Origin of the sequence: Siphonobacter sp. SORGH_AS_0500 (assembly GCF_031453245.1) — a bacterium.
Taxonomy (GTDB): Bacteria; Bacteroidota; Bacteroidia; order Cytophagales; family Spirosomataceae; genus Siphonobacter.
Map to the genome: position 1 here is coordinate 14,804 of NZ_JAVIYT010000005.1, position 24,737 is coordinate 39,540.

At 40.9% G+C, this 24,737-nt stretch carries 17 protein-coding genes; 16 read left to right on the top strand and 1 reads right to left on the bottom strand.

Going from position 1 to position 24,737, the window contains the following annotated elements; genetic code table 11:
• Positions 1–10 precede the first annotated feature (10 nt).
• The 7 genes from QE357_RS21135 to QE357_RS21165 all read left to right on the top strand — a co-directional run bounded on the left by QE357_RS21135 (position 11) and on the right by QE357_RS21165 (position 9,417).
• Positions 11–1,702 carry a RagB/SusD family nutrient uptake outer membrane protein gene (locus QE357_RS21135; RefSeq protein ID WP_309712060.1) on the top strand — a complete coding sequence of 564 codons (1,692 nt, stop codon included), beginning with the start codon at positions 11–13 and terminating at the stop codon, positions 1,700–1,702.
• A gap of 179 nt (positions 1,703–1,881) precedes the next feature.
• On the top strand, positions 1,882–2,739 hold the full coding sequence (locus tag QE357_RS21140) for a sugar phosphate isomerase/epimerase family protein (protein WP_309712063.1): 858 nt from the start codon (positions 1,882–1,884) through the stop codon (positions 2,737–2,739).
• Between the two features lie 3 nt (positions 2,740–2,742).
• On the top strand, positions 2,743–3,900 hold the full coding sequence (locus QE357_RS21145) for a Gfo/Idh/MocA family oxidoreductase (RefSeq protein ID WP_309712067.1): 1,158 nt from the start codon (positions 2,743–2,745) through the stop codon (positions 3,898–3,900).
• Between the two features lie 183 nt (positions 3,901–4,083).
• On the top strand, positions 4,084–4,971 hold the full coding sequence (locus QE357_RS21150) for a phytanoyl-CoA dioxygenase family protein (RefSeq protein WP_309712069.1): 888 nt from the start codon (positions 4,084–4,086) through the stop codon (positions 4,969–4,971).
• 27 nt (positions 4,972–4,998) lie between these two features.
• Positions 4,999–5,904, top strand: a complete 906-nt coding sequence (locus QE357_RS21155; RefSeq protein WP_309712072.1) for a TIM barrel protein — start codon at positions 4,999–5,001, stop codon at positions 5,902–5,904.
• A 178-nt stretch (positions 5,905–6,082) separates the two neighbouring features.
• Positions 6,083–7,444, top strand: a complete 1,362-nt coding sequence (locus QE357_RS21160; protein WP_309712075.1) for a glycoside hydrolase family 140 protein — start codon at positions 6,083–6,085, stop codon at positions 7,442–7,444.
• Between the two features lie 14 nt (positions 7,445–7,458).
• Positions 7,459–9,417 carry a sialate O-acetylesterase gene (locus QE357_RS21165; protein WP_309712078.1) on the top strand — a complete coding sequence of 653 codons (1,959 nt, stop codon included), beginning with the start codon at positions 7,459–7,461 and terminating at the stop codon, positions 9,415–9,417.
• Between the two features lie 55 nt (positions 9,418–9,472).
• Here QE357_RS21165 and QE357_RS21170 read toward each other — a convergent pair whose 3' ends face one another.
• A complete protein-coding gene (locus QE357_RS21170) occupies positions 9,473–10,591 on the bottom strand; it encodes a LacI family DNA-binding transcriptional regulator (protein WP_309712080.1) in 1,119 nt (372 codons plus the stop codon).
• A gap of 937 nt (positions 10,592–11,528) precedes the next feature.
• Here QE357_RS21170 and QE357_RS21175 point away from each other — a divergent pair.
• From QE357_RS21175 to QE357_RS21210, 9 genes are all read left to right on the top strand, one after another.
• Positions 11,529–12,179, top strand: coding sequence for a response regulator transcription factor (locus tag QE357_RS21175; RefSeq protein ID WP_309712083.1), 651 nt, complete (start codon positions 11,529–11,531; stop codon positions 12,177–12,179).
• Positions 12,180–14,083: 1,904 nt separating this feature from the next.
• Positions 14,084–14,587 carry a hypothetical protein gene (locus tag QE357_RS21180; protein WP_309712086.1) on the top strand — a complete coding sequence of 168 codons (504 nt, stop codon included), beginning with the start codon at positions 14,084–14,086 and terminating at the stop codon, positions 14,585–14,587.
• Between the two features lie 384 nt (positions 14,588–14,971).
• Positions 14,972–15,331: a hypothetical protein gene (locus QE357_RS21185; protein WP_309712089.1), complete on the top strand. Its 360-nt coding sequence runs from the start codon at positions 14,972–14,974 to the stop codon at positions 15,329–15,331.
• Positions 15,332–15,459: 128 nt separating this feature from the next.
• On the top strand, positions 15,460–15,732 hold the full coding sequence (locus QE357_RS25080) for a response regulator transcription factor (protein WP_409050277.1): 273 nt from the start codon (positions 15,460–15,462) through the stop codon (positions 15,730–15,732).
• A 1,191-nt stretch (positions 15,733–16,923) separates the two neighbouring features.
• Positions 16,924–19,818 carry a hypothetical protein gene (locus tag QE357_RS21190; RefSeq protein WP_309712092.1) on the top strand — a complete coding sequence of 965 codons (2,895 nt, stop codon included), beginning with the start codon at positions 16,924–16,926 and terminating at the stop codon, positions 19,816–19,818.
• Between the two features lie 81 nt (positions 19,819–19,899).
• On the top strand, positions 19,900–20,949 hold the full coding sequence (locus tag QE357_RS21195; RefSeq protein ID WP_309712094.1) for a T9SS type A sorting domain-containing protein: 1,050 nt from the start codon (positions 19,900–19,902) through the stop codon (positions 20,947–20,949).
• 768 nt (positions 20,950–21,717) lie between these two features.
• On the top strand, positions 21,718–22,365 hold the full coding sequence (locus QE357_RS21200) for a hypothetical protein (protein ID WP_309712097.1): 648 nt from the start codon (positions 21,718–21,720) through the stop codon (positions 22,363–22,365).
• A gap of 225 nt (positions 22,366–22,590) precedes the next feature.
• A complete protein-coding gene (locus QE357_RS21205) occupies positions 22,591–22,932 on the top strand; it encodes a hypothetical protein (RefSeq protein WP_309712100.1) in 342 nt (113 codons plus the stop codon).
• Between the two features lie 511 nt (positions 22,933–23,443).
• Positions 23,444–24,538, top strand: coding sequence for an acyl-CoA desaturase (locus QE357_RS21210; protein WP_309712103.1), 1,095 nt, complete (start codon positions 23,444–23,446; stop codon positions 24,536–24,538).
• The last annotated feature ends 199 nt before the right edge of the window (positions 24,539–24,737 follow it).

Here is a 24,737-nt window from a genome sequence, read left to right on the forward strand (position 1 = left end):
ACAAGCAATCATGAAAAAGACCTTGATATACGCAAGCGTGCTGGCGATGACTCTGCTAGCGACTTCCTGCAAAAATGCCCTCGAAGAAAAACCTTATGATTTCGTAAGTCCCGATCAGGTAGGAACAACCACCGAAGCCGATGCCAAACTTTGGGTCAATGGTGTATTGAATACCTTAAACAGCGGTTCCTTTTTTCAATATGCCGTATATAATAGACCGTTAGAGGTGGATGCGGACGATATTACTGGAAAAGACTACGCTTTTCAGGCCATGGGAGCGGGTAACTTTCAGTCTACCTCAGACATTAATACCTTCTGGGCAGGCCCTTACACGCTGATTGAACGCAGCAACTACGCCATCACCAAGGTCAGCTCCATGACTATTGATGAGAAAGTGAAAAACAACGCATTGGGTCAATTATACTTTCTGCGGGGCTGGGCTTATTACATGCTCGTCCGGGCTTTTGGTCCGGTACCCATTTTCAAAAAATCAGTAACCGAAGGCGAAAGCACCAATCAACCCCGGGCTTCGGTGCCGGATGTGTACGCTCACATCATCGAAAATTTAAAAACGGCTGAAGAAAAGCTCTACACTCGCACCACGTCGGGTTACGAGACGGGCCGTTTGAGCCAGGAGGCGGCTAAAACTTTACTGGCCAAAGTCTACCTGACCATGGCCTCAGGTGCCCTGAAAGGAGCTCAGGTGACGGTGATGGGCGGAAAGCAGACGGAACGAGTAGGGAACATTGTCCGCCGAATTCCGCCTACGGCTTCCACTTACACGAAAAGTGTAGTAGCAGGGCATGAAAACTTTGATGCCGCTCAATACTTCAAACTGGCCCGTGATAAGGCCAAAGAAGTAATCGACATGCAGAAGGCGGGATCGCCGATTGACTTATTCTCGACATACATGCAAACCTGGACCATCGCTAATCGGGGTAAGGGCGAGCATTTGTGGCAGATGAGTGCCATTTCGGGTTCAGAAATATTCGGTAATTTCCTTTCTTATCACTACGTCGGCTATACCTTACCGAGCGGGTCTATTGATGGGAATCTCTACGCGATGTCCGATCACTGGTATGAGTTGTTCGAAGAAAAAGACCAGCGAATCACCGAGGGGGTGCAACACCGCTGGCGGATGTTCAGCTCGGCAGCCTGGCATTATTACCCGGCTAAGGACAGTTTGAAAGTAAAAAACAGTGCTACGGTTCCAACGGTAGAAGGCTATCAGCCTACCGACTTATATTCACCCGATCAGTTTCATACGGCTAAACTGTCGAAGTTCTTACAGGTAACGGATCGAAACGTCCAGCGTTCGGATTTTCCCTTTCCTTTCTTACGTTACGCAGAGACCTTACTGATTTTCGCGGAAGCGGATAATGAAGTGAATGGGCCTACCGCCGAAGGATACGAAGCTCTTAATAAAGTTCGCAAACGCAGCGGAGCCAGTGAAGCCAAGGGAATGAACCAGCAGCAGTTGCGTTCGTTTATTCTTCAGGAACGTCAGCGGGAACTGGCTCTGGAAGGGCACCGGGCCTGGGACCTGCGTCGCTGGGGCATTTACCTGCAAGCCATGAATGCCATTGATATTGATGCCAATAACATCATCAAACGTCGGCAGGAGAAGCACCTGTTATTACCCATTCCTTTGAATGAAATCAATGGAAATACCAGTATCAATGAGAACAATCCGGGCTGGTAACTGAGGGTTGAATGAATTGATATTTTGTTTGAATTGGTTTGATTCCGTTGGAGCGAAAGGGGCATTCGGGCCGCAGGAATGTCCCCTTTACCTACCTCAAATTAGCAACCTAGAGCGTGTGTAGATGGTATTTTTTCAGCTATTTGCGGAAAACAATCCTAAACCAGTGATTAAGACCTATGAAAATTGGCATTGATAGTTATTGTTACCATCGACTTTTCGGAGAAGTGTACGCCGGGCAAAACCCGCCGGCTCAGCAGCTTACGTTTGAAGATTTTTTAACGAAAACGCAAACGCTGGGCATCGACGGCGTTTCGCTGGAATCCTGTTTCATTCCTCAGTTTGACGCGGCTTATCTGCAAGGCATCAAACGCCATCTGGATCAAAACGGACTGGATCGGGTCTATGCCTGGGGGCATCCCGACGGCCTGGAAGGCGGCAAAAACGAACAGGCTTTCGAGGAAATGATCGAACACATTGCGTATGCCAGTCAGATTGGGGCTCCGGTGATGCGGGTGGTAGGCAGCAGTTTGATGTTCCGATTCGAGCCGCACGAGCCGCAGTTGGAAAAGCTTACCCGGATGTTCAGTGAAGCAACGAAAGTGGCTGAACAATACGGGGTAAAGCTGGCCGTTGAAAACCACATTGATTACAATTCTGACGAAATTCTTCAGTTAATCAAAGGCGTTAACTCTCCGTATTTCGGAGTCAACTTTGATTCTGGAAATTTCCTGCGAGTGCTGGACGATCCCATTCAGGCCATGGAGAAGCTGGCTCCGTACGTGCTGGCTACCCACATTAAAGACCTGAAACCAGTAAAAGGAGTGCCCGTCAATGAGTGGTATTTTTTCTCCTGTGTGCCTACGGGCGAGGGGTTAATTCCCAATGAGAAATTAGCCGAAATCTTACATCGTCATGATTACCAGGGTTTTTTAGCCGTAGAGGTTGATTTTCTGCATCCCGACTACACCGATCATGAAGAGGAAGTAGTCAAGCAAAGTATTCAGGCCTTACGTAACTTAACCCAAAATTTGTAACTCATGACGAAAGAACTCAACGTAGGCATTGTAGGTACCAAGTTCATGGGAAAAGCCCATAGCAATGCCTGGAAAAAAGCTCCTTTATTTTTTGATACCCCCGCCAAACCCGTCCTGAAAGTGGCCTGTGGTCGGCATGAAGCCTCCCTGAAAAGCTTTGCCGAACAATGGGGCTGGCAGGAAACCGAAACCGACTGGAAAAAACTCGTCAGCCGCCCGGATATTGATATCATTGACATTGCCCTGCCGCAGCAATTGCATTACGAAGTAGCTCTGGCCGCCGCCCGGGAAGGCAAACATATCTTTTGTGAGAAACCGCTGGCGATGAACAGTCGACAGGCGGAAGAAATGCTGAAAGTCTGTGAGGAAAACAAGGTCGTTCATTACCTCAATCATAATTACCGCCGTACGCCAGCCGTGGCCTTGGCCAAACGCATGATTGAAGACGGAAAAATCGGTCGCATTTTTCACTGGCGGTGTGCGTATCAGCAGGACTGGATTGTCGATCCTGCGTTCCCTCTGACCTGGCAACTACGTCAGGAAACGGCTCAGGCGGGACCCCAGTGGGATTTAAACTCACACGCCGTTGATCTGGCTCATTTTCTCATTGGCGAGGTGGCGACGGTATCAGCCCTGACCAGTCATTTCATTACCGAACGACCGCTGGCCGATGAAACCACGTCCGGGAACCTGAAGGCCGAATCGAGCGGAACGGAAAAAGGAAAAGTAACCGTTGAAGACGCTGCCTTAATGATGGTTCAGTTTGAAAACGGTGCTATTGGCTCGTTTGAAGCCACTCGTTTTGCCACGGGTAAAAAGAACGGATTAACCTTCGAGATTTACGGCAGCAAAGGCAGCTTGCTGTTTGATCTGGAACGGATGAACGAGTTGAAATTTTATGATAATCAGGAGGCCGACGACTTGAAAGGGTTCCGCACGATTCTGGCTACCGAAAGTTCGCATCCCTACATGGAGCACTGGTGGCCTGCCGGTCACATCATTGGTTATGAACACTCGTTCGTTCACGCGGTTGCTGATTTCATTACGGCAATTACCGAACAGAAAAGCATCGAACCCAACTTTGCCGACGGTCTGAAAATCATCAAAGTGCTGGAAGCGGGCTTACAATCAGCGAATCAAAAGCAACAGGTTAGTTTATAAAAAGCAGCGTTTAGAACGGTCTGTTGATTAGTAACTCCCCTGAAAGAAAAGAATAGAATTGTATTGAATCAAATGGATGCGTTTTCGGGTGACAGGCTCTGGCCTTCACCCGAAAAGGTTCAGGAACGCTTGTATCATCATCAAAAAGCATAATCAATAGTAACCATTTCTAAACCTATTTTTATGAACCTCAAAGAACAGTTTGAAAAAGATGGCTTTATCATCGTCGACGTACTCACTCCCGAAGAAATTGATACGTTCCGGGAGTTAATGGACAGCCTGATTAGTCCCAAAATCCAGTCTACCGATACTGAAAAACGGAGTTCTTCCTTTCAGCATTTGGGCGATGAAATCAAGGACTTTGGGAAAGAAGCCCGGCAGTATTACTTTCACCTGCTAACCAAACCCGGCACGGAACCCATTCATCACGCCTTCCACCATCCCGTCATTCTCAAAACGGTAGAGGAGTTGCTCGGGCCGAATCTGATCGTTAACAATGCCTCGATACTGGCGGCCAACGAAGGCACGGCCTATTCGCTGGGCTGGCATCGGGACATCATCCAGATACCGCAACCCGAAATTGAAGACTGGTTATTTTCGCCGGAACGTTTTCATAACAGCGTTCAGATTAACCTGCCGCTGGTGGATGAAAATTCATTGTGGGTCGTGCCGGGCAGCCACAACCGGGCGAATACCCCGGAAGAAAACGAGGCTTTTCGGGGATCCAAACATTATGCTCCCGTCGGCGTAGAAATGCCGGGCGGTATCCCCGTCCCTTTAAAGGCAGGGCAGGCCGTTTTGTACAACAATAACTTGATTCACAGGGGCTTTACCGAGAAAATGAAAGTACCTCGCCGAACGCTTCACATGGGCTATCACAGTGCGAGTTACCCTCCAACCTGGCATTTTTATCTGCTTAATTCTGATTTACTTACGCCCCAGTATCTGGAAACGCTGAATCCAACCATGCGAAAAATGATGGAAGAGTATCTGGAATGTCGCCGCGAGTATCCAGACATGAGCCAGACCTGGACGCGGGCGTATAACTTTCCCGAAGAATCCCGAGTTTAATTACCTGAAATCGTTATCCGTTCTCCAATGAATTTACCTCTGATCCGCACCTTCCTTCTTAGTTTTCTGGGGATTATGCTCAGTATCACGTCTTCGTATGCTCAGCGAAAACCAGCTTCTATTTACGCCAAAGACAATCTGGTCGCCTGGTGCATCGTCCCTTTTGACAGCAAAAACCGGGGGCCAGTCGAGCGGGCCGAAATGCTGAATAAACTAGGCATTACCCGACTGGCTTACGACTGGCGGGAAAAACACATTCCTACGTTTGACGAAGAGATAGAAGCCTGCCGCAGTCATCACATTAAGCTGGAAGCGTTCTGGATGTACTCTGGACCCAACCCAGAACAGGATCAGGGGTTACAGGCGGTACTGGATGTTTTGAAACGTAAAAAGGTCAAAACCCAGATCTGGTTAATGATTGGCGGCATTAAGAACATGAATGAAATGTCGCAGGAGGAAAAAATTAAAGCTGTGGCTCGTCCGGTGCAATACGTAGTGGAACGAGCCGCTGCTTTGGGCTGTACCGTCGGTTTGTACAATCACGGAGGGTGGTTTGGAGAACCCGAAAATCAGTTGGCCGTGATTGATTACCTGAAGAAACCCAACCTCGGCATGGTCTATAACTTTCACCACGCCGAAGAGCACATCGAACGATTCCCACAGTTTTTCCCAAAAATCCTGCCGCACTTGCTAGCTCTAAACCTGGCGGGACTCAAAAAAGGAAATCCCGTGAAAGTCGTACCCATTGGTGACGGCGATGCCGAACAGGGGATGATGGAAGTAGTGAAGAAAAGCGGATACAAGGGGCCTATTGGCATCATCAACGAAGACACCGCCCCGGATGCAGAAGTAGGACTGACCCTAAACATGAAAGGCTTGCAGAAAGTGCTTCAGGCCATGAACGACCGACAGGCTTTAAAATCTTATCAATAAAATGAAGTAATCGATTGTATTAAACTTCCCGGATCTTTCGGGAAGTTTCTTTTTTTAGCAGGAGTAGTATGGTAGTATTTTATCGTATTTACGTGCTAAGCGAATAGATTACTTACCGCTCTGCTTTGAATATTTATTTTTGCTCAAAAACACTCCCTTGCGTGTAAGCCTCAAACCTATGATCATACGTTTGTTTTTCTGCCTTGGATTATGGCTCCTCAGCTTGTTAAGTCAGGCTCAGACCGATTTGAAAGTGAGTGATAATCAACGTTTTTTAACCTATCAGGATGGTAAACCCTTCTTTTATCTGGGTGACACCGCCTGGGAATTATTCCACCGACTTAACCGGGAAGAGTCCCGGAAGTATCTGAAAAACAGGGCCGACAAAGGCTTTACTGTCATTCAGGCCGTTATCTTGGCTGAGCACGATGGCTTACGTACGCCTAATGCTTACGGCGAAATCCCGCTCAGGAATGAAGATCCGGCTCAGCCCAATGAAGCGTATTTCCAACACGTGGATGCCGTTATCAATCAGGCTCGCGACCTGGGCCTTCACATGGCCGTTTTGCCGACCTGGGGCGATAAAATCAACAAGGACAAATGGGGCATTGGGCCGGAAGTTTTCACGGAAGAAAAAGCCTATCAATACGGCAAGTATTTAGGCAATCGCTATAAAAAGTACACTAACCTTATCTGGGTAATCGGCGGTGATCGCAATCCGCGTAAAGATTCTAAAGACGTTGACATCTGGCGTGCCCTGGCGAAAGGGATCACCGAAGGCGTTGGCGGCAAAGACAAAGCCCTCATGACGTTTCATCCACAAACCCGTTCGTCGCAGTGGTTTCACCAGGACGACTGGCTGGATTTCAACATGTTCCAGACGGGCCATTGCATGGACATCAAGGTTTGGGAGCATATAGCCAAAGACTATGCCTTGCAGCCCGCCAAACCAACCATGGATGGCGAGCCGGTGTACGAAGAAATTCCCATTTGCTTTGACCTGAAAAATGGTTACGTCAAGTATTATGAAGTGCGTCGCAGGGCTTACCTAAGCTTGTTTGCGGGAGCCCATGGATTTACCTACGGTTGTAATAACATCTGGCAGATGTACGTACCCGGCCAGAAAGCTTATGTAGAACCCAGCAAACCCTGGTACGAATCGCTGGATTTACCCGGAGCGGGCGAGATGAAGTACGTGCGTAAATTGATGGAGTCAAGACCTTACCTGGACCGCATTCCTGACCAGTCGTTCATTGTTAGTACCAATTCAGACGATTATAAGCAACATATTCAGTCTACAAGAGGAAAAAATTATGCGTTTATTTACAGCGGTTCCGGGTTACCTTTTGAATTAAAATTAGGAATCCTTTCGGGCAAGAAAATAAAGGCTTCCTGGTATAACCCTCGCACGGGTAAAGCAGAAGTATTAGGAACCTTTGCCAATGAAAAAACAAGAACCTTTACTCCGCCAAGCACGGGCGAGGATCAGGACTGGATTCTGGTGATAGACGATGCTTCGGCAAAATTTAAAACCCTATAACTAATACATTACGGATGAGAAAGCGTTTATTACTGCTAATCTGCTTCATTAGCTTTGGTAGTCAGGCCCAGGTTAAGTTGGCTAAAATTTTTGCGGATCACGTTGTTTTACAACGCCAGAAACCCATTCCCGTATGGGGCTGGGCGAAGCCCGGAGAAAAAGTAAACGTTACGCTCGCCGGACAAACCCAGCAAACCAAAGCCAATGCCCAGGGAAAATGGATGGTGCGATTTTCACCTCTGGAAGCGGGTGGTCCTTATGCACTACAGGCCTCGGCAAAATCTGGCAATCAGCATATTAATGATGTATTGATTGGCGAAGTCTGGCTGTGTTCGGGACAGTCGAACATGGAATGGCCAGTAGAAAGAGCCAATCAATTTGAGAAAGAAAAGAAAGATGCCGATTATCCGCAGATTCGTCATTTCAAGGTAGAGTATGAATTCGCCCTGAGTCCGCAGGAAGATTTAAAGACGGGTGAGTGGCAGGTTTGCTCCCCTGCCACGGTAGGTGGTTTCACGGCGGTCGGATTTTTCTTTGCCCGTGAATTATACCAGAAACTAAAGGTGCCTATTGGCTTATTGCATTCATCCTGGGGCGGTTCGGATGTGGAAAGCTGGTTAAGTAAAGAAGCCATGCTCTCGGAGCCGGAATTGAATGCCTCCGCTCAGCGATTGCCCAAAACCTGGTCGGAAGCGGACACGTTAATGGAAAAAGAGTTTAGACAAAAGTTTTACGGGGATAAAAACCATCAGCCAACGCTGGCTGATGAGGCTAAGTATCTCAACGGAAAAGGCGACTTTTCCAAATGGATCAGCATTCAGGAGCCTTTTGGGCAATGGCTTTGGAAGGGTCTGACGGGTTTTCAGGGCTGGGGCTACATGAGCCGCTCCGTTGACGTTCCGGCTGATCTGGTTGCGAAACCCACCACGCTGGCCCTTGGAGACAACGATACCGAAATGGAAGTATATCTGAATGGCAAACGGATATCCGAAGGCATAAGCCAGGGTATTCGGACGATTCAACTTCCCGCCAACACCTGGAAAACGGGCCAGAATGAACTAGTGATTAAGTTGCAAAAACGCAAAAATCCCGACTGGTATGGCCTTGGTTTACTGGGAACTAATCAGGATTACTACCTCTCGGATGGCGTAACTAAACTAGAACTGATTCGGGACTGGAAAATTGCTCCTTCTTTGGTTGAATCGCACCGCTACGTGCCGATGGTTAACCGCGTCGCCACCAGTATTTACAATGCCAAACTGGCCCCGCTCATTCCCTTTGGTATCCGTGGGGCATTATGGTATCAGGGTGAAAGTAATGCAGGTCGCTCGTACCAATACCGCAAAAGCTTTCCCTTAATGATTAATGACTGGCGGAAACGCTGGAACGAGGCGTTTCCGTTCTATTATGTGCAGCTATCGAGTTACGGGCCCGACCAAAGTAGTAACCAAGGAAGCGGCTGGGCTGAACTACGGGAAGCCCAAACCCTGACCCTGCAATTCCCACACACGGGAATGGCCGTAACGACAGACATTGGCAATGCCCAGGACATTCACCCCACTAATAAACAGGACGTAGGCCATCGTCTGGCCGTGATAGCTTTGCACAATGACTACAGCCAGAGCGGAACGTATAGCTCTCCGATGTTTGATCAACTCTCGGTTACGGGGAACAAAGCCATTGTCTCCTTCAAATTTGCGGAACAGGGCCTGATGGCGAAGGATAAATACGGATACGTAAAGGGTTTTGAAATAGCGGGTCCAGACAAGGTTTTTTACTATGCCCAGGCTCATATTACGGGTAATAAAATAGAAGTTTCGCACCCGAAAGTAACGCAACCCGTTGCGGTTCGTTATGCGTGGTCGGACGCTCCGGTGGACGCTAACGTGTTCAGTACGGATGGCTTTCCACTAAGTTCATTTAGAAGTGATGATTGGCCGGGAGTAACGATTACCCATAAGTACGAAAAGTAACCTGAATAAAAGCAAAAAGCCCGATCACTCGGGCTTTTTGCTTAAAATGAGTCTATTATTTGAGGTAATATTTGAGATTAGATTTCATGACAATATCAATCGGTAGATAATAATTACGCTCAAGATTTTGTTTAAGTATGATATTCTGATACAGAAGTTTGATGCCTTCGTATACCTGCGTTTTAGGTTGCTGGCTAATTAGAAAATGAATGTATTCTTTTTGTAAATAATGGACCGTGTCAGGAATAATATCGTAACCTAAAAGTTTGATCGTCTGGATGGAATGTTTCTCGAAAACCTGAGCTACGTGATGGATACCATTCGTTCCAAAAATGGCAGAAATACTGGTTTTGTCCTTCAATTCAGCCAGTAATAGTTCTTCTACCTCAGTCGTCATGCCCCGGCGGGATTCGAATTTGTGCAAACAAACCTGCGGCTTATGCTGCTGAAAAAAGGTTCGAAATCCTTCTTCCCGTTTACTGAATTGCAAATGATTATCGTGTTCCTGAACGATAGAAACGATCAGAATGGAACCCTTCTCCGGCAAGCAGTGGGAGAGTAATTCCCCCGCCAGAAATCCGCTGTCGAAAGCATTTTGGCCGATAAAGCTAACTTCCTTAAGGTCAGGCAGGTTGGTATCAAAAAGTAGGCAGGGGATGTGACGACTTTGGCAGGAATTCAGTAAACGAAGGGCATCTTTATAAAAGACCGGAACCATGAAAACCCCATCAATATTGTCGGCGATGATTTCATCAACCTTCTCCCGAAAAGAAGTTTCGCTGTTCTGATCGAAGAAAAAGAGTTTAGTTGACACATCAAACTGGCGGATTTCTTTTTCCGCCTGATCTACACCAACGATATGTTCGTGCCAGAACGGAATCTCATCCGTTGCCCGGGGAACCAGAATCGCCAGCGAATATTGCTTGGTCGACTTAAGCCTGCTAGCCAGGATATTAGGCTGATAATTTAGTTCTTCAATGGCTTTAAGAATACGCTCCCGTGTTTCTTTGGAAACGCCTCCGCGATTATGCAAAACGCGGTCTACTGGGCCAATGGAAACATTCGCATGCCGAGCGATATCCTTGATTCCGATATGTTTATCCTTGTGTTCGATGCCTTTTCTAATTGATGATCTAAAATAGATAAAAACCCGCTTAACCCATTTACTTTTCAATTAAATTAGTCGAAGTTAATGGATGGCGAGAATTACGAGTAATCATGAAAGGGTTAGTTCTTTGACCATAGGCTATAAGTATTGGATTGGGTAGGGATTAGTTGAATGTACTTAACATAAGCAAAGTTATATAACCCATTAATTACTGTCTTTTAAAATCTTCTTACAAAGCAGGACTACGAAAAGATGCATCACGCCAAAGCCATCCTGCTGCCCCTCTTGGACGACCTATTCCCTAACGGATCTGACCCGGTAGGTTAGCACCAATGAATTTACCCTCAAAAAAGGCTTCAAGAAACTGTTTGCACGTCTCTATTCGGCATACTGAGCGACGAATGCATGAAAAAGCCCAGGCTTTGCTCCTCAACACTACCAAAAACGTAGCCGAAATCAGCTACAAGTATCCCTACCATTTCAATCCCGCCTTTGAGAAAAAGTTAAAGGTGTTATGATTTAAAATACCGCAATGCAGTATTTTAAATCATAACACCTTTAACTTTTTTTGTTGCAAAAAAGAATCCTTTATTAGAAGTATATAATGATTTGATATTAATCTCAAACCTTAGTTAATATCAAAGTAACCTATACAATATTCAATAGATAGGCAAACAAATATTTCTAGGATAAACTACTTTATATGACAATTTTAAAAGTCAATATATGTATTAATTTAAAGCATAATTACCGGATATAGTCTTGTAATGATGTCTAACAATTTGATACTATAAGGGTCGATTATAAAGGATATACTCTCTTTTAATCAGTGAAATATAAACTTGTTGAATGTCGTACTAGGGACTTAATTGTTTATCATTTTTATGATTTAAATGGTAAAAAAATCATCAAATTAATAATCATTTTATTTAACTAATCGTTAGAGTGTTTTGAATTTTTACTTTTTATATCTCGCATTTATTGCACAATAACTCATTACGTAATGAATCAAATACAAATTATTTTAGTGGAACCTCATCCAGTCACCAGAGCAGGTATTAAAGGTATATTAACTAGTGTAGATGGATTTTTTAAAGTTAGAGAAATTAATAATATACTAACGCTGGATTCATCATCTATAGGAGATCGGAATCAATTATTCTTAGTGATCATAGACCCTGAATGTCTGTCTATTTCTTTGCCAGAAGCCATAGAAAGACTGAAATGCTATTATTCTGACTTACGTATTATTGTTTACTCTTCTATTTCTGATAACTCAAACAGAGAAATTGTACTTTCTTATTTGAGATGTGATATTATGGGTCTAATATGTAAAAGCTCTAGCATAAAATATTTAATGTTTGGAATTAAAGAAGTATATAATGGAATGTCGTATTTATCTCCTGAAATTGTAAATAATTTATTAAATCTGCATAATGAAGGAGAAAGAAAGATGGTAGAAATATGGAATGGACTATCTTCCATGGAAAGAAAAATTGTAAAAATGACATTAGGGGGTTATACCATAAAAAGTATAGCGTCAGAATTAAATACAAATGTGTCAACCGTTTATTATAAAGTGAAGACTATCCAAAAGAAAGGAAACTTTGAAAATAAGAAAGATTTAATCTGTAGCTGTAAAAAAGTAGTATAGTATTATATACTATTGTAGTAATAAAAAGTACATAATGACCTTCAATTAGGGAACTATATATTAGATTAATCGTCCGCAATCTCTATTGATAAAAAATGCTATCCTAAAAAAGTGGATAACGCGAAATACTATAAGCAGAAATTAATAATTAGTTATGATACTTGTGTTTTTAAGAAGCATACAAGATAGCCTAATGAACTTCATTTAGGCTATCTTGTATGTTTACTAGCGGATAATCTATATCCTTTACTAGACTAATTGACCAATTTGCATTAAACCAGGAATACTGTCATAGAGCTACTACCATTACTTGTGTATCACAGCTTACTTAATTAATAAGTGATGCTACCTTACCTCTCCTAACAAAGGCATGTCTATTTCCCTAAGGCACCTTCTCTGCTTGAAAAGTATAGAGTTCTGACATATACCGGAGTTCTTGTTTCAACACGGCGGATTTAAATAGTAAGCAACTAAATATTGTTGGGCACGGTAAACGTACCAAACCCCTATGCCCAATAGAGTTAACACGATTTCTCACCCATCGTTAGATTGGCTCATCGGCAAGTTTAGTAATGCTTTTTTGAGTAATTAATAGGTGGTTCGCCCTTGTCCGTAAAAATTACCTATTCATTGCTGCTAGTAGCTACGCATATACTTATCCCTAATCAGCAACGGAATGGTTCACAAACTACCGGTGAGCATAGAAGGAAATGACGGCGAGCTTGAAGAATGTTTAAGACCATTGATAGTCAAAATCGGTAACTTGAAAACAAACAATGGAATGTCAAGGACTAGATACGTTGCCGGGTTTGATCTTTGAGCGACGAACCGGGGATGGTTCCTGCTGAGATAATTGACATGACTTAGCTTTTCTCGAAGATCGGTTATGCCTGGGCAGATGGCTGAATTGGCCGTTGTGGCTTGGGCATTTCAGTTGATTGAGCAGCTCGCTGAGGAACTTGACCGATTCGGTCTAGAGCGTGTTGATGTTCTTTGACGTCTATTCGCCAGACTTGATGGGGCTACTCAGCCCACACTTTGAGTACGTTAAACAATTGAGGCTGTGGCTTGCTCAGGTTAGCCTCCTTGAAACCAGAGCTGGAGGTACGAATGGAAGGTAAGCATCCCATGAGGTAATGCTTTAATTTGACAGCTTCACAAACCATGCATTAAATTATCTAATTACACCTTCATTGCATAATCAGACTTATTAATATTTATTAAGTAGTATCACTCATAATATGAAAACTGTTTTTATATAATTATGTAAAAAAATACTACAAAGAAGTATTTTTTTATGCATTACCCATTGATAATTTTGTAGCACTTAACAAGAGTTCTGGAAACATCTTATTAAAAGTGTTTTGGTAAATTTCTGCTTTCTACTCTGTTGAACGCAGAATTAATGATGGTCAATCTACTAGGAATTTTTCCAAATTAGATTTAATTAGAGAAACTTGTGGCGGCAAGTTTCTCTAATTTCAAATATGAGTATTGACAGTTTCATATTTGATTAGCCTTGATTTCACATAGTAGTGATTAAGTATTTATCAGATTAAACACCAAATAATATTTAGTTCTATATGCACTAATTTTAACTCATCATTACAAAATGAAAATTAGTATTTTTTAACGTGATATAGAGAAAACAATACTATGTACGAAATGCTCTAACAGCCCAAGGTATTCTTTTACTATACTACTAAACAAGGTAACGGGAAGATTATTTGAGACACGAAATTTCGTAAGTAAGTAATTTCACACTAGTAATATATTTAGGTACTCTATTATTATTTGTATATAAAACTGCTCTATTTTATTATTTTTATTTAGTCTAAATTTATTTTAACCAATAACAACCCATCTATCATATAAAAATAATGCACTTGACACATCGCTACCCTATGATTCTGCATACGATTTTTGGGGTTTGGTTACTAATCATTAGCATCGGAATCAGTGGCGTGATTCTTCACTCAACTGGATCCAACCGTTTTTCTTTCATCATTCAGGGTACGGATGCCACTAACAATGTTTATCAGAGTGGCATTTGCAGCTATCGGTGGAACCAGCAGGCCGATGCGATCATGCTCCAACGGATCGAGTTTGTAAAAGGCCCTGCTGGATTCATAATTGGTCATTCAGAGCTAGGAGGGATAGTTAACGGAATTGTAAAGCAGGCAAATGGTCACACCATTCGAGAAACCGAAATGGGGTATGCCAGTTGGAACCTGCTACAGAGTAGCTTGGCTGTCAAGGGTGAATTTTCGATACATTTTATCGCACCTACTGGACCAACAACTAGCGTAATTAGCTTCGGGCTGCTCAATTATTCATCGATAAGGCGTTTCACAACGGCTCTCACACAATCCACCAATTTTAGATTCGTCACCAGTTATCATTTTTGATGCTATCTGCTTATTTGGTTTGATATAATCAGAACCTTATGAATATTGAGGCCGCCTTTACAAATGACATCTCATTAATATCAAGTCAACAACTTAGAGTTTTAATTTTATTGAAGCCAATTCTTTTTTATTAAGGACATAAAATCACAAATCATAATACTACAATAAGATATAACTTTAATATCTACCTATCAAAGTTATATAAATAATATTTTTAATAATAGACACACAAAATGAGTTTATCAAAAATAAACATACCCTTAAGCTATAGTCTTTTAATATTTTTATTATACTATAATTTGAGGACATACATAGAGTGTTAATCAAACACTTATAAATCATTATCCCGCTTTCAAATTATCTTTGATTTACAAAACTTGAACTATGTCAGAATTATTCAAAAATCATATTCTTAAGATAGAGTATGATCCAATTAAAGAATTTTTATCTGTTCATTGGCTTAATTGCAATGAAAAGGTAAATTTTAATCAAGGCCTAATGCAATTTAATTTTTATTATAATCAATTAAAACCTTCTAGCATTTTATGGAATTTTCAGGAAATAAATCAAATTACCCACAAAGAATATGATTTAATTTATAATTACAGCAAGACAAATATTCATAATGATTTCTTAAAAATAGCACTTGTTCTATCTGACGACACAATTTTAGATAGCCAATCACTTCATTGTTTAATCGATTTCTTCAAAGACTATAAACTAAGATTTTTATTGATAATATAAGTGCGTTAAACTGGCTATACGATGAACATATAAATTATCATGATAAAATAAAAAGTGAAGAAATTAAATTAAAAAATAATAAAGATTTAAGCAAGGTTGATATTGAAATTAGTGTTCCAAAAGATTTATTGCAGATTTATATTAATCTATATGCAGGAATTTTCAATATTACCAAAAAAATAAATACTTATTTTAACCACATTAATTTATTAACCAAACAAGAAAAAAAAATATTTTACTTTCTAGTAAAGGGAAATAATAATAAAGAAATAGCAGAAAACTTATTTATTTCATATCATACTATTAAAACGCACAGAAAGAATATTTTCAAAAAACTCCAATGTTCTAATTTAAGAGATTTGGCTGAATATGAATCAATAATTGAATATATAAACCATTGATATTTTGATTGCTTGTAATTGTTATATTACTTGATGATATATTTAATTACAAGCAATCAAACCAAAACTGGCAGTAGCTGAATTTCGTTGAAAGTTGAAACGGGTATCTTTATAAGATGATCTTGGAAATGATGGTTTGTAAAAATTATGTACAATAATATATTAAAGTATAAAATATTGCTATAAAGTTTTAAACAAATACATCTGTCGTTTCAATACATAACTATTCCGACGATTTGATCTTCTAAATTAAGGTACATGATATTATAATTGGCCTGTTTATCAACCAGTAAATGATAGAAGTAGAGATTACCCACCTGTCAACAGTCGGGCAAACGTTAGCTATTGCATGGAATTTGAATACCCAGCATACGTATGAATGAATTAACAAATTACCTTTATAAACAATGCTTAGCTATTCTAATTATTAAAGAAATAAGAGTTGAAGTATATACAGTAGAAGATTCAGCGATGTGTATTTAAGCTAAATTAATTACGCCTTTTTCAATAAAGTAATCTACACCCAGGGCGGGCTTCTGTACCACTCGTTAACTAAACCAATTCGGTACGCCTCAATCCATCGCCAGCAAAACATCTTTAGCACTTTTTTACAATGTAGTATAAAGTTGGCTTTCATGGCTTAATAGACTCATTATCAATTTTTTTTAGGGGTATATATTTTGTTTCATAAATTTCATTATGTTAAATAAATAAGAACTAAACAAACTTGGTGATCTGTCTAAGCAGAAAACATCTCCTCACCTAACCTGTCTTTTGATTTTATTCGCTTAGACTACTAATGGAATTTTATCTGATTCAGTGATAAGTGATTTAAGATTACAAATATTATTACTATTTAATGTATTAGATACCTTCAAAGATACCTCAGTAATTAGTACTTAATATTAAATATACTTTTTAAGGCATGACTTAATGTAAACATTATAAATTACTTACTCTACAAATTATACTTCGACAGGTTAATAATGTAAATTAAGTATTTAAATGATATATATTTTAAATATGCTATGATTTGAAATACTTCAATGAGGTATTTCAAATCATAGCATATTTAACTTGATTTGTGATCAATAAGAGTGTATATATATAATTCACAATCTTGTACACTTTTGATTAATTAAATCATTTGAATAAGTCTGCATTTCTATTCATTAACTTAAATTTGAAAAAATGAATATTTTTTACAAAGTCTTACAAAAAAATCAAGTCATTATAAAAGTTTTAATAACTTTTATAATGACTGCTATTGTTTCCATTATTGATACAAATGGACAAATTTTCATTAAACAAGGAGCTACTGGTAATGGTACTTCTTGGGATGATGCTAGAGGAAGTATTCCCACTGGAAGTCTAGCTGCCAATACAACCATTTATATTGCCGAAGGCAACTACTTGGTCTCAGCAACTACTGAATTGGAAAAAAATAATATTAAAATACAAGGTGGGTTTCCCTCTACAGCTACAGGTACTAGTTTAATAGGTTATGATCCCATTGCCCACCCCACCCTATTGAATAAGTCCAATGGTGGAAGATTTTATAGCATTTCATCGGTATCAAGTACGCCTAATATAGAGATTAAAGGTCTTCACTTACATGGAGCTACAGGTAACGGAGCCATATTCTATGGGTCAACTTTTACCGGAAATATAAAGCTTGTGGATCTTACCATTAAGGATTTAAGTGTTACTAATGGTATCATATATATGACCACATATAATGGTGGTACATTTACCATTGATAATTGCTTTTTCGGCAACAATACAGCTTCACTAGATGGAGGAGTAGTTTATTACAGTACAGATAATAATTCGGCAAAGCTAGTTATTGAAAATTCGGTTTTCACTAATAATAAAGCATTAAATGGAGGTGCCCTTTATCTTACAAGCATTAACAATGCATACGTAGATATTACTAATAGTACTTTTTGTTCCAACGCTTCTACTCTATATGGAGGGGCCATTTATCAAACTACTTCTAAAGTTAGAATTAACAACTCTAGTTTCAATAACAATACCGCACCTGGATCATATTATGGCGGTGCTATTTTCGCTACTACTGCTGATTTAGAAATTCTAAATTCAAATTTTTATAACAATGATGCTGGTTCAGGAGGAGCTATTTATCACACCACCCGTCTAGATCAAACCCACGTTAATACAATAAAAGGGAGTACTTTTTATAATAACATGGCTCGTACTACCTCAAATGGATCAGGAGAAGGAGGAGGAGCTATTTTTATGAACGCAAATGCGAATGCTTTTTATATTCAAGATTCAAAATTCATAGAAAATGTAGTCACTTCATCTAATGCTTGGGGAGGAGCTATTCGTAATTATGATTTATCAACATCTTTAGATAATTGCGTTTTCTTCGGTAATAAACGTGGTAACAGTGCTAGCATAGCCGGAAGTGATATCAGTAACTATGACAATGCTGGAGGATTCATTTCGATTATTAATAGTAAGTTCCAGCTTGCTTCAATTTCTAGTTATGTCAATCAAGTGGGCTCTACGAATTCTGGATCTTATAACTTTGGAGGAAATAATACTTTTAATAATACTACACAGCATAGCGAAGTAACCACACTGGATTGCCCTACTAACATTACTGTTGATGTAGATACTGATGGCGATGGTATTGTAGATCGATTGGATTTAGATGATGACAACGATGGTATTTTAGATACCGTTGAAAATGCAGAAGGCTCTTCAGCAATTGATACAGATGGGGATGGCATTCCCAATTATCATGATCTAGACAGCGATAATGATGGTGTTGCCGATGTGATTGAAGCCGGGGGAACGGATGTTAATAATGATGCTAAGGCTGATGGCGAAGCTGCTACAAATGGTATTCCTACCACGGCTGGTAATGGGTTAGCACCAATCGATACCGATGGTGACGGTAAGCCTAACTTCATTGATCTAGACAGCGATAACGACGGAATTTTTGATCTTTATGAAAGTGGAATCATAAATCCATTCGCCTTAGATGCTAATGGTGACGGAAAAGTTGACAGTACCGTAGATGTCGATCACGATGGCATCATGGCGACAGTAGATGAACTTCCTAGTGCTTTTGGTGATGCAAATTCACCCAAATTAGCTGAAACAGACGGAGATTTAGTGCCTGATTACATAGACTTGGACAGCGACAATGATAGCATTCTAGATTCATTTGAAAAGGGAACTGCTACAAATCCTAAAGATACAGATGGTGATAACATTCCCGATTACCTCGATCTAGACAGTGATAATGATAGTGTTAGTGATTTGATAGAAGGAGGTAAAATAAATCTGGTTGACGCGGATAATGACGGCGTTGTGGACGGTCCAGATACGGACGGTGATGGAATTCAAGATACTGCAGATAACGCTAAAAATACCTTTGGTTCTCCCGGTGCGACGGCCCCTAAAGATGCCGATAGTGATGGTACACCTGATTACAACGATCTGGATAGTAATAATGACGGAACGAATGATATTGTTAGTAACGGCAAAGGGTTACTAGATACTAACAACGATGGTAAAATTGATACCACTACCGATGCTGATAAAGATGGTATCTCCGATGTTATTGACACGAAGTTGAATCAGTTCGGTGGTATTTCTTTCATCGTCAGTAGGCCAGACTTAACACCCACGTCAGACATTAATTCACTGACCTTTTTACCTGGTAGCGGTCCCCGAGATTTTGTAATTAACATTTACGAAGTAGCTGGAGTAGCAACAACGGATATTATTGAATTTACCATTGCTAAGATTCCTGGATTTACGATTACTTATCCAACTACCAGTGGTAACTCAAACGTTTCTGGAAATACTCCAAACCAAAATGGTAACTGGAACATCACCGAAAATGCTGGTTTCATTATGTTCACTTCTAAACCAGGTGTCGTTATTCCTGCCAATGGCTCTGCAACATTAGGTCTCACAATTAGCCGCAAGACTAATACAACTACGGGGACTCGTCAAAACATTACAGCTACCGTTTATTCAGAAACCGGCGGGGGCGAAACCCCTGACAACAATAACATTGTTGTTACAACCGTCTCAGCTAACTAACCAGAATAGCGTATAACTAACAATGCTTTATCAATATTCCCCAGCCTTTGGCTGGGGAATGTTCTCAACCAAACTGTAGATATGACTATCAAACATATAACTCTTGCCTTGATTTTTAGCTTACTAGCCCTATTAGTTCAGGCTCAGAACGTTAGTATAAATATAAATGCCGAGCAGGACTATACCCCGCTCAATACAAATGGCACCATCCTAATGACGATATGTAACACTGGTCCGGCTAATGTCATTTTACCTAGTAATCGCATTAGACCACTGGTGACGGTAGGGGCTGCAGCTAGCATTACTAATGTCACTAATCCCGATGGGTCTCCTCTTTCAACCTTCTCCTTTACCATCAACGACCCCGGTACCCCTGCAAATGGCGTTCGCTTGATCAATAACTCTACTATTACTCGCTCTCAATGCCTTAGTGCTCAGATCCATTATCTTGCCGTAAATTCCGCCACCAGCGATCTAGTTTCTGGTACCGTGGGTTTCGTTGGTGCTCAAACTTCTGGCAATGATATTTCAGATGACAATTCCTTTACGACTATAAACGTTGGCTCTTCTACACCTGTTTCACTTGCGACTTTTGTATCCAAAGCTGATGGTAAAAACGCTAGATTAAGCTGGTCAACAGCTCAAGAAGTTCATAATTCCCTTTTTGAAATTCAGCATTCGACTAATGGCAAAGACTTCGAGACGATAGGCACATTAGAGGGAAAAGGAACAACCACAGTCAAGCAAGAGTATAACTTCACGCATTATGACCTAGATCCCTCAGTAATTCATTACTATAGATTAAAACAAATTGACTTTGACGGTAACTATACTTTTTCACGCTCAGTATCTGTAAAATTTGATGCTTATTTAGGAATACAACTTAGAGTTTCCTCAACCCCAACACGAAACATACAGGCATGGGTACATTATGGGGATACCAATTTAGCTAATGCTTCAGAAATTCAGCTAATAGATTATTTAGGAAGAAAAATTATGTCTAAACGTATTCGACTAGTACCTGGTGAAAACAAAATAACCTTTGAAGGTAATTTATTAACTACTGGTATATATATAGTTAGTTTGATAAGTCAAAATTCAGTAGTATCAGGTAAGGTAATTTTAAATTAACTAACTTGATTATATAGACTTAAATGACCTATAGTGCATATTAAAGGATAGCTTTATCACTAATCGATAAAGCTATCCTTTGGTAAAAAAAAGACTAATAATTATTTAATATACATCGATTTATCAAGATCCTTTAGATTAGCAAAATCGGATTAATAATAAACCTTTCATTCCATTTTCCAAATCTGTCAAAAGGTATGACATGGTTATAGGTTTATTCATTAATTAGTTCTTTTTTATGAATATCACCTTACGATTTATCTTTACTAGTCTTTATCAACCAGAGTTTATGTTTTCTTTATTTTCAAAAGGAATATTCATTTTGTGTGTCTTCTTTATTTTTGGGCAGTTCAACGGCGGGGGGCAAGCGTAGGTTACCAGAACGAGTTAGGCAACTACTGAATCAACCAACCCGTACAGCTTTGTGAAAAACACAGGTCTCCTTTCCTAACTTTGGTTCGCTTCAAGCAAGGGGGTCATCAAGGTGATTTTCTATACCCCCTCCGGCTTGTTATTACCATAAGTCCTCTGGGCCAAATTGGTCCTCGCTTTAGGAGCCATGCTTTCGTCAGTTGCGGGGCCGCAGAAAAGCGTCTGCGACGCTGCGTATTACCAACCGTTTTTTACGAATTGAGGTCTCAGGAAGGCAGGTTTTCACCTGCCCTTTTTGTAGAAACGAGATGGAATCTTGCACCAGTGGGAATAGCTGGTTTTTTTATAAACTGTATCTTTACCAAGATTTATCTTTCTACCTTTCCTTTCTGCACTATGCGTCTTCTTTTAACCTTCGTTATCCTTGGTTTCGCCTGCTGTGGGCATGCACAAAACTGGCAAAGTCAGGTGGGAATCAATCTCGCCACTCTTCCAGGCAAATCAATTGAAATCACTAGTGAATTTAGCCCGAACCTGAATGCCTGGGCTTTAACCCTTCAAGGCGGATACACCTTTCAAAATTCATTCGGAGGCTTTGCTTCAGGCTATATGTGCGATTGTGGTGTTGACGACATCAAAACCTCAGGAGCCTTTTTAAAAGCGGGAGCTCGCATCGATGTCATTCGTAGTAGCAAGCCAACAGCTAAGGTGGGCCTAAAGTTAGGCAGTGCCTTCCTAGGCTCTTCTTACGATCAAAAAGGAATCATTAACTCTTTTTCCTCGGGAGAGAAAATGCATTACCTTGCCTCTGAGCATGGCATTCGGATCGGATTAGCTTTATCCGCAGCAGCAGCTTTTCGTTTGTCTTCACGCTGGGGGCTAGACGTAGGTTTACAAAAATTTGTTCCTTTTTCCTCCCGCGACAATTACCTCATCTCAGGAAGTTTTATGAGTCATCAGCCCGGTGTTGGCCTGCTTTCTCAAGAGGCAATTTGGTATACGGGTCTTCAGGGAATTGTTACTATCCATTACCAATTGAACTAAAGAAAATCATATCGTCACTCAGTTCATGGATTTTATAAACTGGTCTGTATGGTTAAAATCCAGAGAACACGAATTTAATTAGAATAGTAGTATTGAACTGGTATTCCGTAAAAGCAACTCATAGGCTTCATTTGTCATTAAAGAATCAATCGTGGGTACATCTTGCCTGTCGTCCAATAACTCATAGGTAGTGAATTTTTATTTATACAGTAAATTTTAAGAATAATGACAACAACGCTATTCCGCCCCGTTAGCAAAAAGGAATTAGATCTGATTGCCCAATCAAATTGGACTAAGTTTCCACCCCGTTTACCTGAGCAACCCATCTTTTATCCTGTCACTAATATAGAGTACGCTCGACAGATTACGGTTCAATGGAATGTACCCGCCTACGGCAATGGCTACGTAACTCAGTTTGAAGTCAATAGTGATTATTTAAAGAAGTACGCTATTGAAAATGTAGGTGGTCCTATTCATAATGAATTGTGGGTACCAGCTGAAGAGTTAGAGGAGTTCAACAACCATATTGTAGGGTTAATTGAAGTAGTGGAGTCTTATGAGAAATAAAGCGTCGCGGAAGCTTCACATTACCAACGCTTTTTTCACGAATCAGAGTCTCAGGGTTCTAATGGCAGGTGAGAACCTGCCTTTTTTCTAGGTATGAGATGGATTCTCGCATTAGTAGTTTATTCTCAAACGTAGGGAGCGTACTTAGGATGGAGCGTTGCTTTAAAAATCGATTTATTACTTAATACCATGAACTAACTACCCTATCCCTAGGTTCTATAAGAGTACCAGGTATTTACGTATACCTAAGAACTTCACACTGCCTCGCTTTTGGGTTAGCCCCCTGATTCGGTTCGGTTATCACCAACGATCATGACTACCCCCAAACGATTACCTGCCCTCGCCTCCTTGGTAAGCCTACTTTTATTCGTTCAGTCTAAGGATTCGCTATTTCTGCTCAGTACAATCTGATTTCTTTCTCATTTCTGGTTTTCAACGACCAGAGTTTTCTGCTTTGTTCATAAGCGTCTATTCGCTTACGGTTTACATACAAAGTGCCAACCCTTTTTTCATGAAAAAACAACTCAAATTTACAAACGTATCTCAGTCGCAGTTCTTCGCAACCCTGCGTGAACGAACGGATACCTATTTTAAAAAACAGGGTCTTTCCCCGCATGCCAATGCAGCCATGTGGCTTAAAGCAAGTTTATTTCTGGGGGGCTTTCTGCTACTCTATGTGCTTTTGTTATCCAATCAGTTTGGCCCGTGGACGATGCTGAGTTTTTGCGTAGGACTCGGCTTATTGGCCGCTTTCATTGGTTTCAACGTTTCCCATGATGCCTTGCACGGAGCCTTTTCTTCCAAAGCCTGGGTTAATCGATGGTTAGGCAATAGTTTCTATCTCATGGGAGCCAATCCCTACGTCTGGAAAATCACGCATAATGTCGTTCACCATACCTATACCAACATTCCCGGCCATGATGAAGACATTGAAATTGCTCCGGGTTTAATTCGCATTGATTCCGATGAACCCCTTAAACCCTGGCAACGCTACCAGCACTATTATGCTTTTGCTCTCTATTCTCTGGCCTCTCTTTCCTGGGTTTTCAGAAAAGACTATATGAAGTTTTTTAAAGCCAGGATTGGGCAACAGGTTAATACTGGCCACCCCAAAAAAGAATACATAAACCTTTTTGCTGGTAAATTTATCTATTACTTCTTTTTACTGGTATTACCGTACCTCATTCTTGATGTAAGTTGGTGGCAGGTAGGTATTGGCTTTTTAACCATGCACCTGACGGAAGGTCTTGTACTGGGACTGGTCTTTCAACTAGCCCACGTAGTAGAAGGTACTAGTTTTCCCACGCCTACTTCGCAGGGAGATATCGAGGAAGCCTGGGCCGTTCACCAGCTTCGAACGACGGCCAATTTTGCTCCGTATTCAAAAGTAGCGGCCTTCTTTCTGGGTGGACTGAATCGCCAGATTGAACACCACTTATTTCCGAAAGTGTGCCATATTCATTACCCAGCCCTAACTCCCATAATCAAACAAACAGCGGCTGATTTTAACCTACCCTATCTGGAAAACCGAAGTTTTTTATCGGCATTACATTCCCACTATCGCCTCTTGAAGATCCAGGGTCGGCCTACTCCTTTGGTGGGTTAATGGTTTCTAACTTGGTCTTACACTATTTTCACTCTTTATTCCTTTGATTATGATGCATTTGCTGATTGCTCTGCTAAATCAAACCTTCTTTAACCTTGCCGATTGGACTGATCTTAAACAACGCAGTTTCAGGCCCGTAATCGTACCGGATCTAATTAGAGTTAGCTGGAACTAGAGAACGATACCGGACTCATCGAAG

Excerpts from the sequence above, each read along its gene's own strand:
- QE357_RS21175 (WP_309712083.1), top strand. The coding sequence starts at position 11,529 with ATGAATCAAATACAAATTATTTTAGTGGAACCTCATCCAGTCACCAGA.
- QE357_RS21200 (WP_309712097.1), top strand. The coding sequence starts at position 21,718 with ATGCGTCTTCTTTTAACCTTCGTTATCCTTGGTTTCGCCTGCTGTGGG.
- QE357_RS21155 (WP_309712072.1), top strand. The coding sequence starts at position 4,999 with ATGAATTTACCTCTGATCCGCACCTTCCTTCTTAGTTTTCTGGGGATT.
- QE357_RS21165 (WP_309712078.1), top strand. The coding sequence starts at position 7,459 with ATGAGAAAGCGTTTATTACTGCTAATCTGCTTCATTAGCTTTGGTAGT.
- QE357_RS21180 (WP_309712086.1), top strand. The coding sequence starts at position 14,084 with ATGATTCTGCATACGATTTTTGGGGTTTGGTTACTAATCATTAGCATC.
- QE357_RS21185 (WP_309712089.1), top strand. The coding sequence starts at position 14,972 with ATGTCAGAATTATTCAAAAATCATATTCTTAAGATAGAGTATGATCCA.
- QE357_RS21190 (WP_309712092.1), top strand. The coding sequence starts at position 16,924 with ATGAATATTTTTTACAAAGTCTTACAAAAAAATCAAGTCATTATAAAA.
- QE357_RS21150 (WP_309712069.1), top strand. The coding sequence starts at position 4,084 with ATGAACCTCAAAGAACAGTTTGAAAAAGATGGCTTTATCATCGTCGAC.
- QE357_RS21145 (WP_309712067.1), top strand. The coding sequence starts at position 2,743 with ATGACGAAAGAACTCAACGTAGGCATTGTAGGTACCAAGTTCATGGGA.
- QE357_RS21210 (WP_309712103.1), top strand. The coding sequence starts at position 23,444 with ATGAAAAAACAACTCAAATTTACAAACGTATCTCAGTCGCAGTTCTTC.
- QE357_RS21205 (WP_309712100.1), top strand. The coding sequence starts at position 22,591 with ATGACAACAACGCTATTCCGCCCCGTTAGCAAAAAGGAATTAGATCTG.
- QE357_RS21195 (WP_309712094.1), top strand. The coding sequence starts at position 19,900 with ATGACTATCAAACATATAACTCTTGCCTTGATTTTTAGCTTACTAGCC.
- QE357_RS21135 (WP_309712060.1), top strand. The coding sequence starts at position 11 with ATGAAAAAGACCTTGATATACGCAAGCGTGCTGGCGATGACTCTGCTA.
- QE357_RS21140 (WP_309712063.1), top strand. The coding sequence starts at position 1,882 with ATGAAAATTGGCATTGATAGTTATTGTTACCATCGACTTTTCGGAGAA.
- QE357_RS21160 (WP_309712075.1), top strand. The coding sequence starts at position 6,083 with ATGATCATACGTTTGTTTTTCTGCCTTGGATTATGGCTCCTCAGCTTG.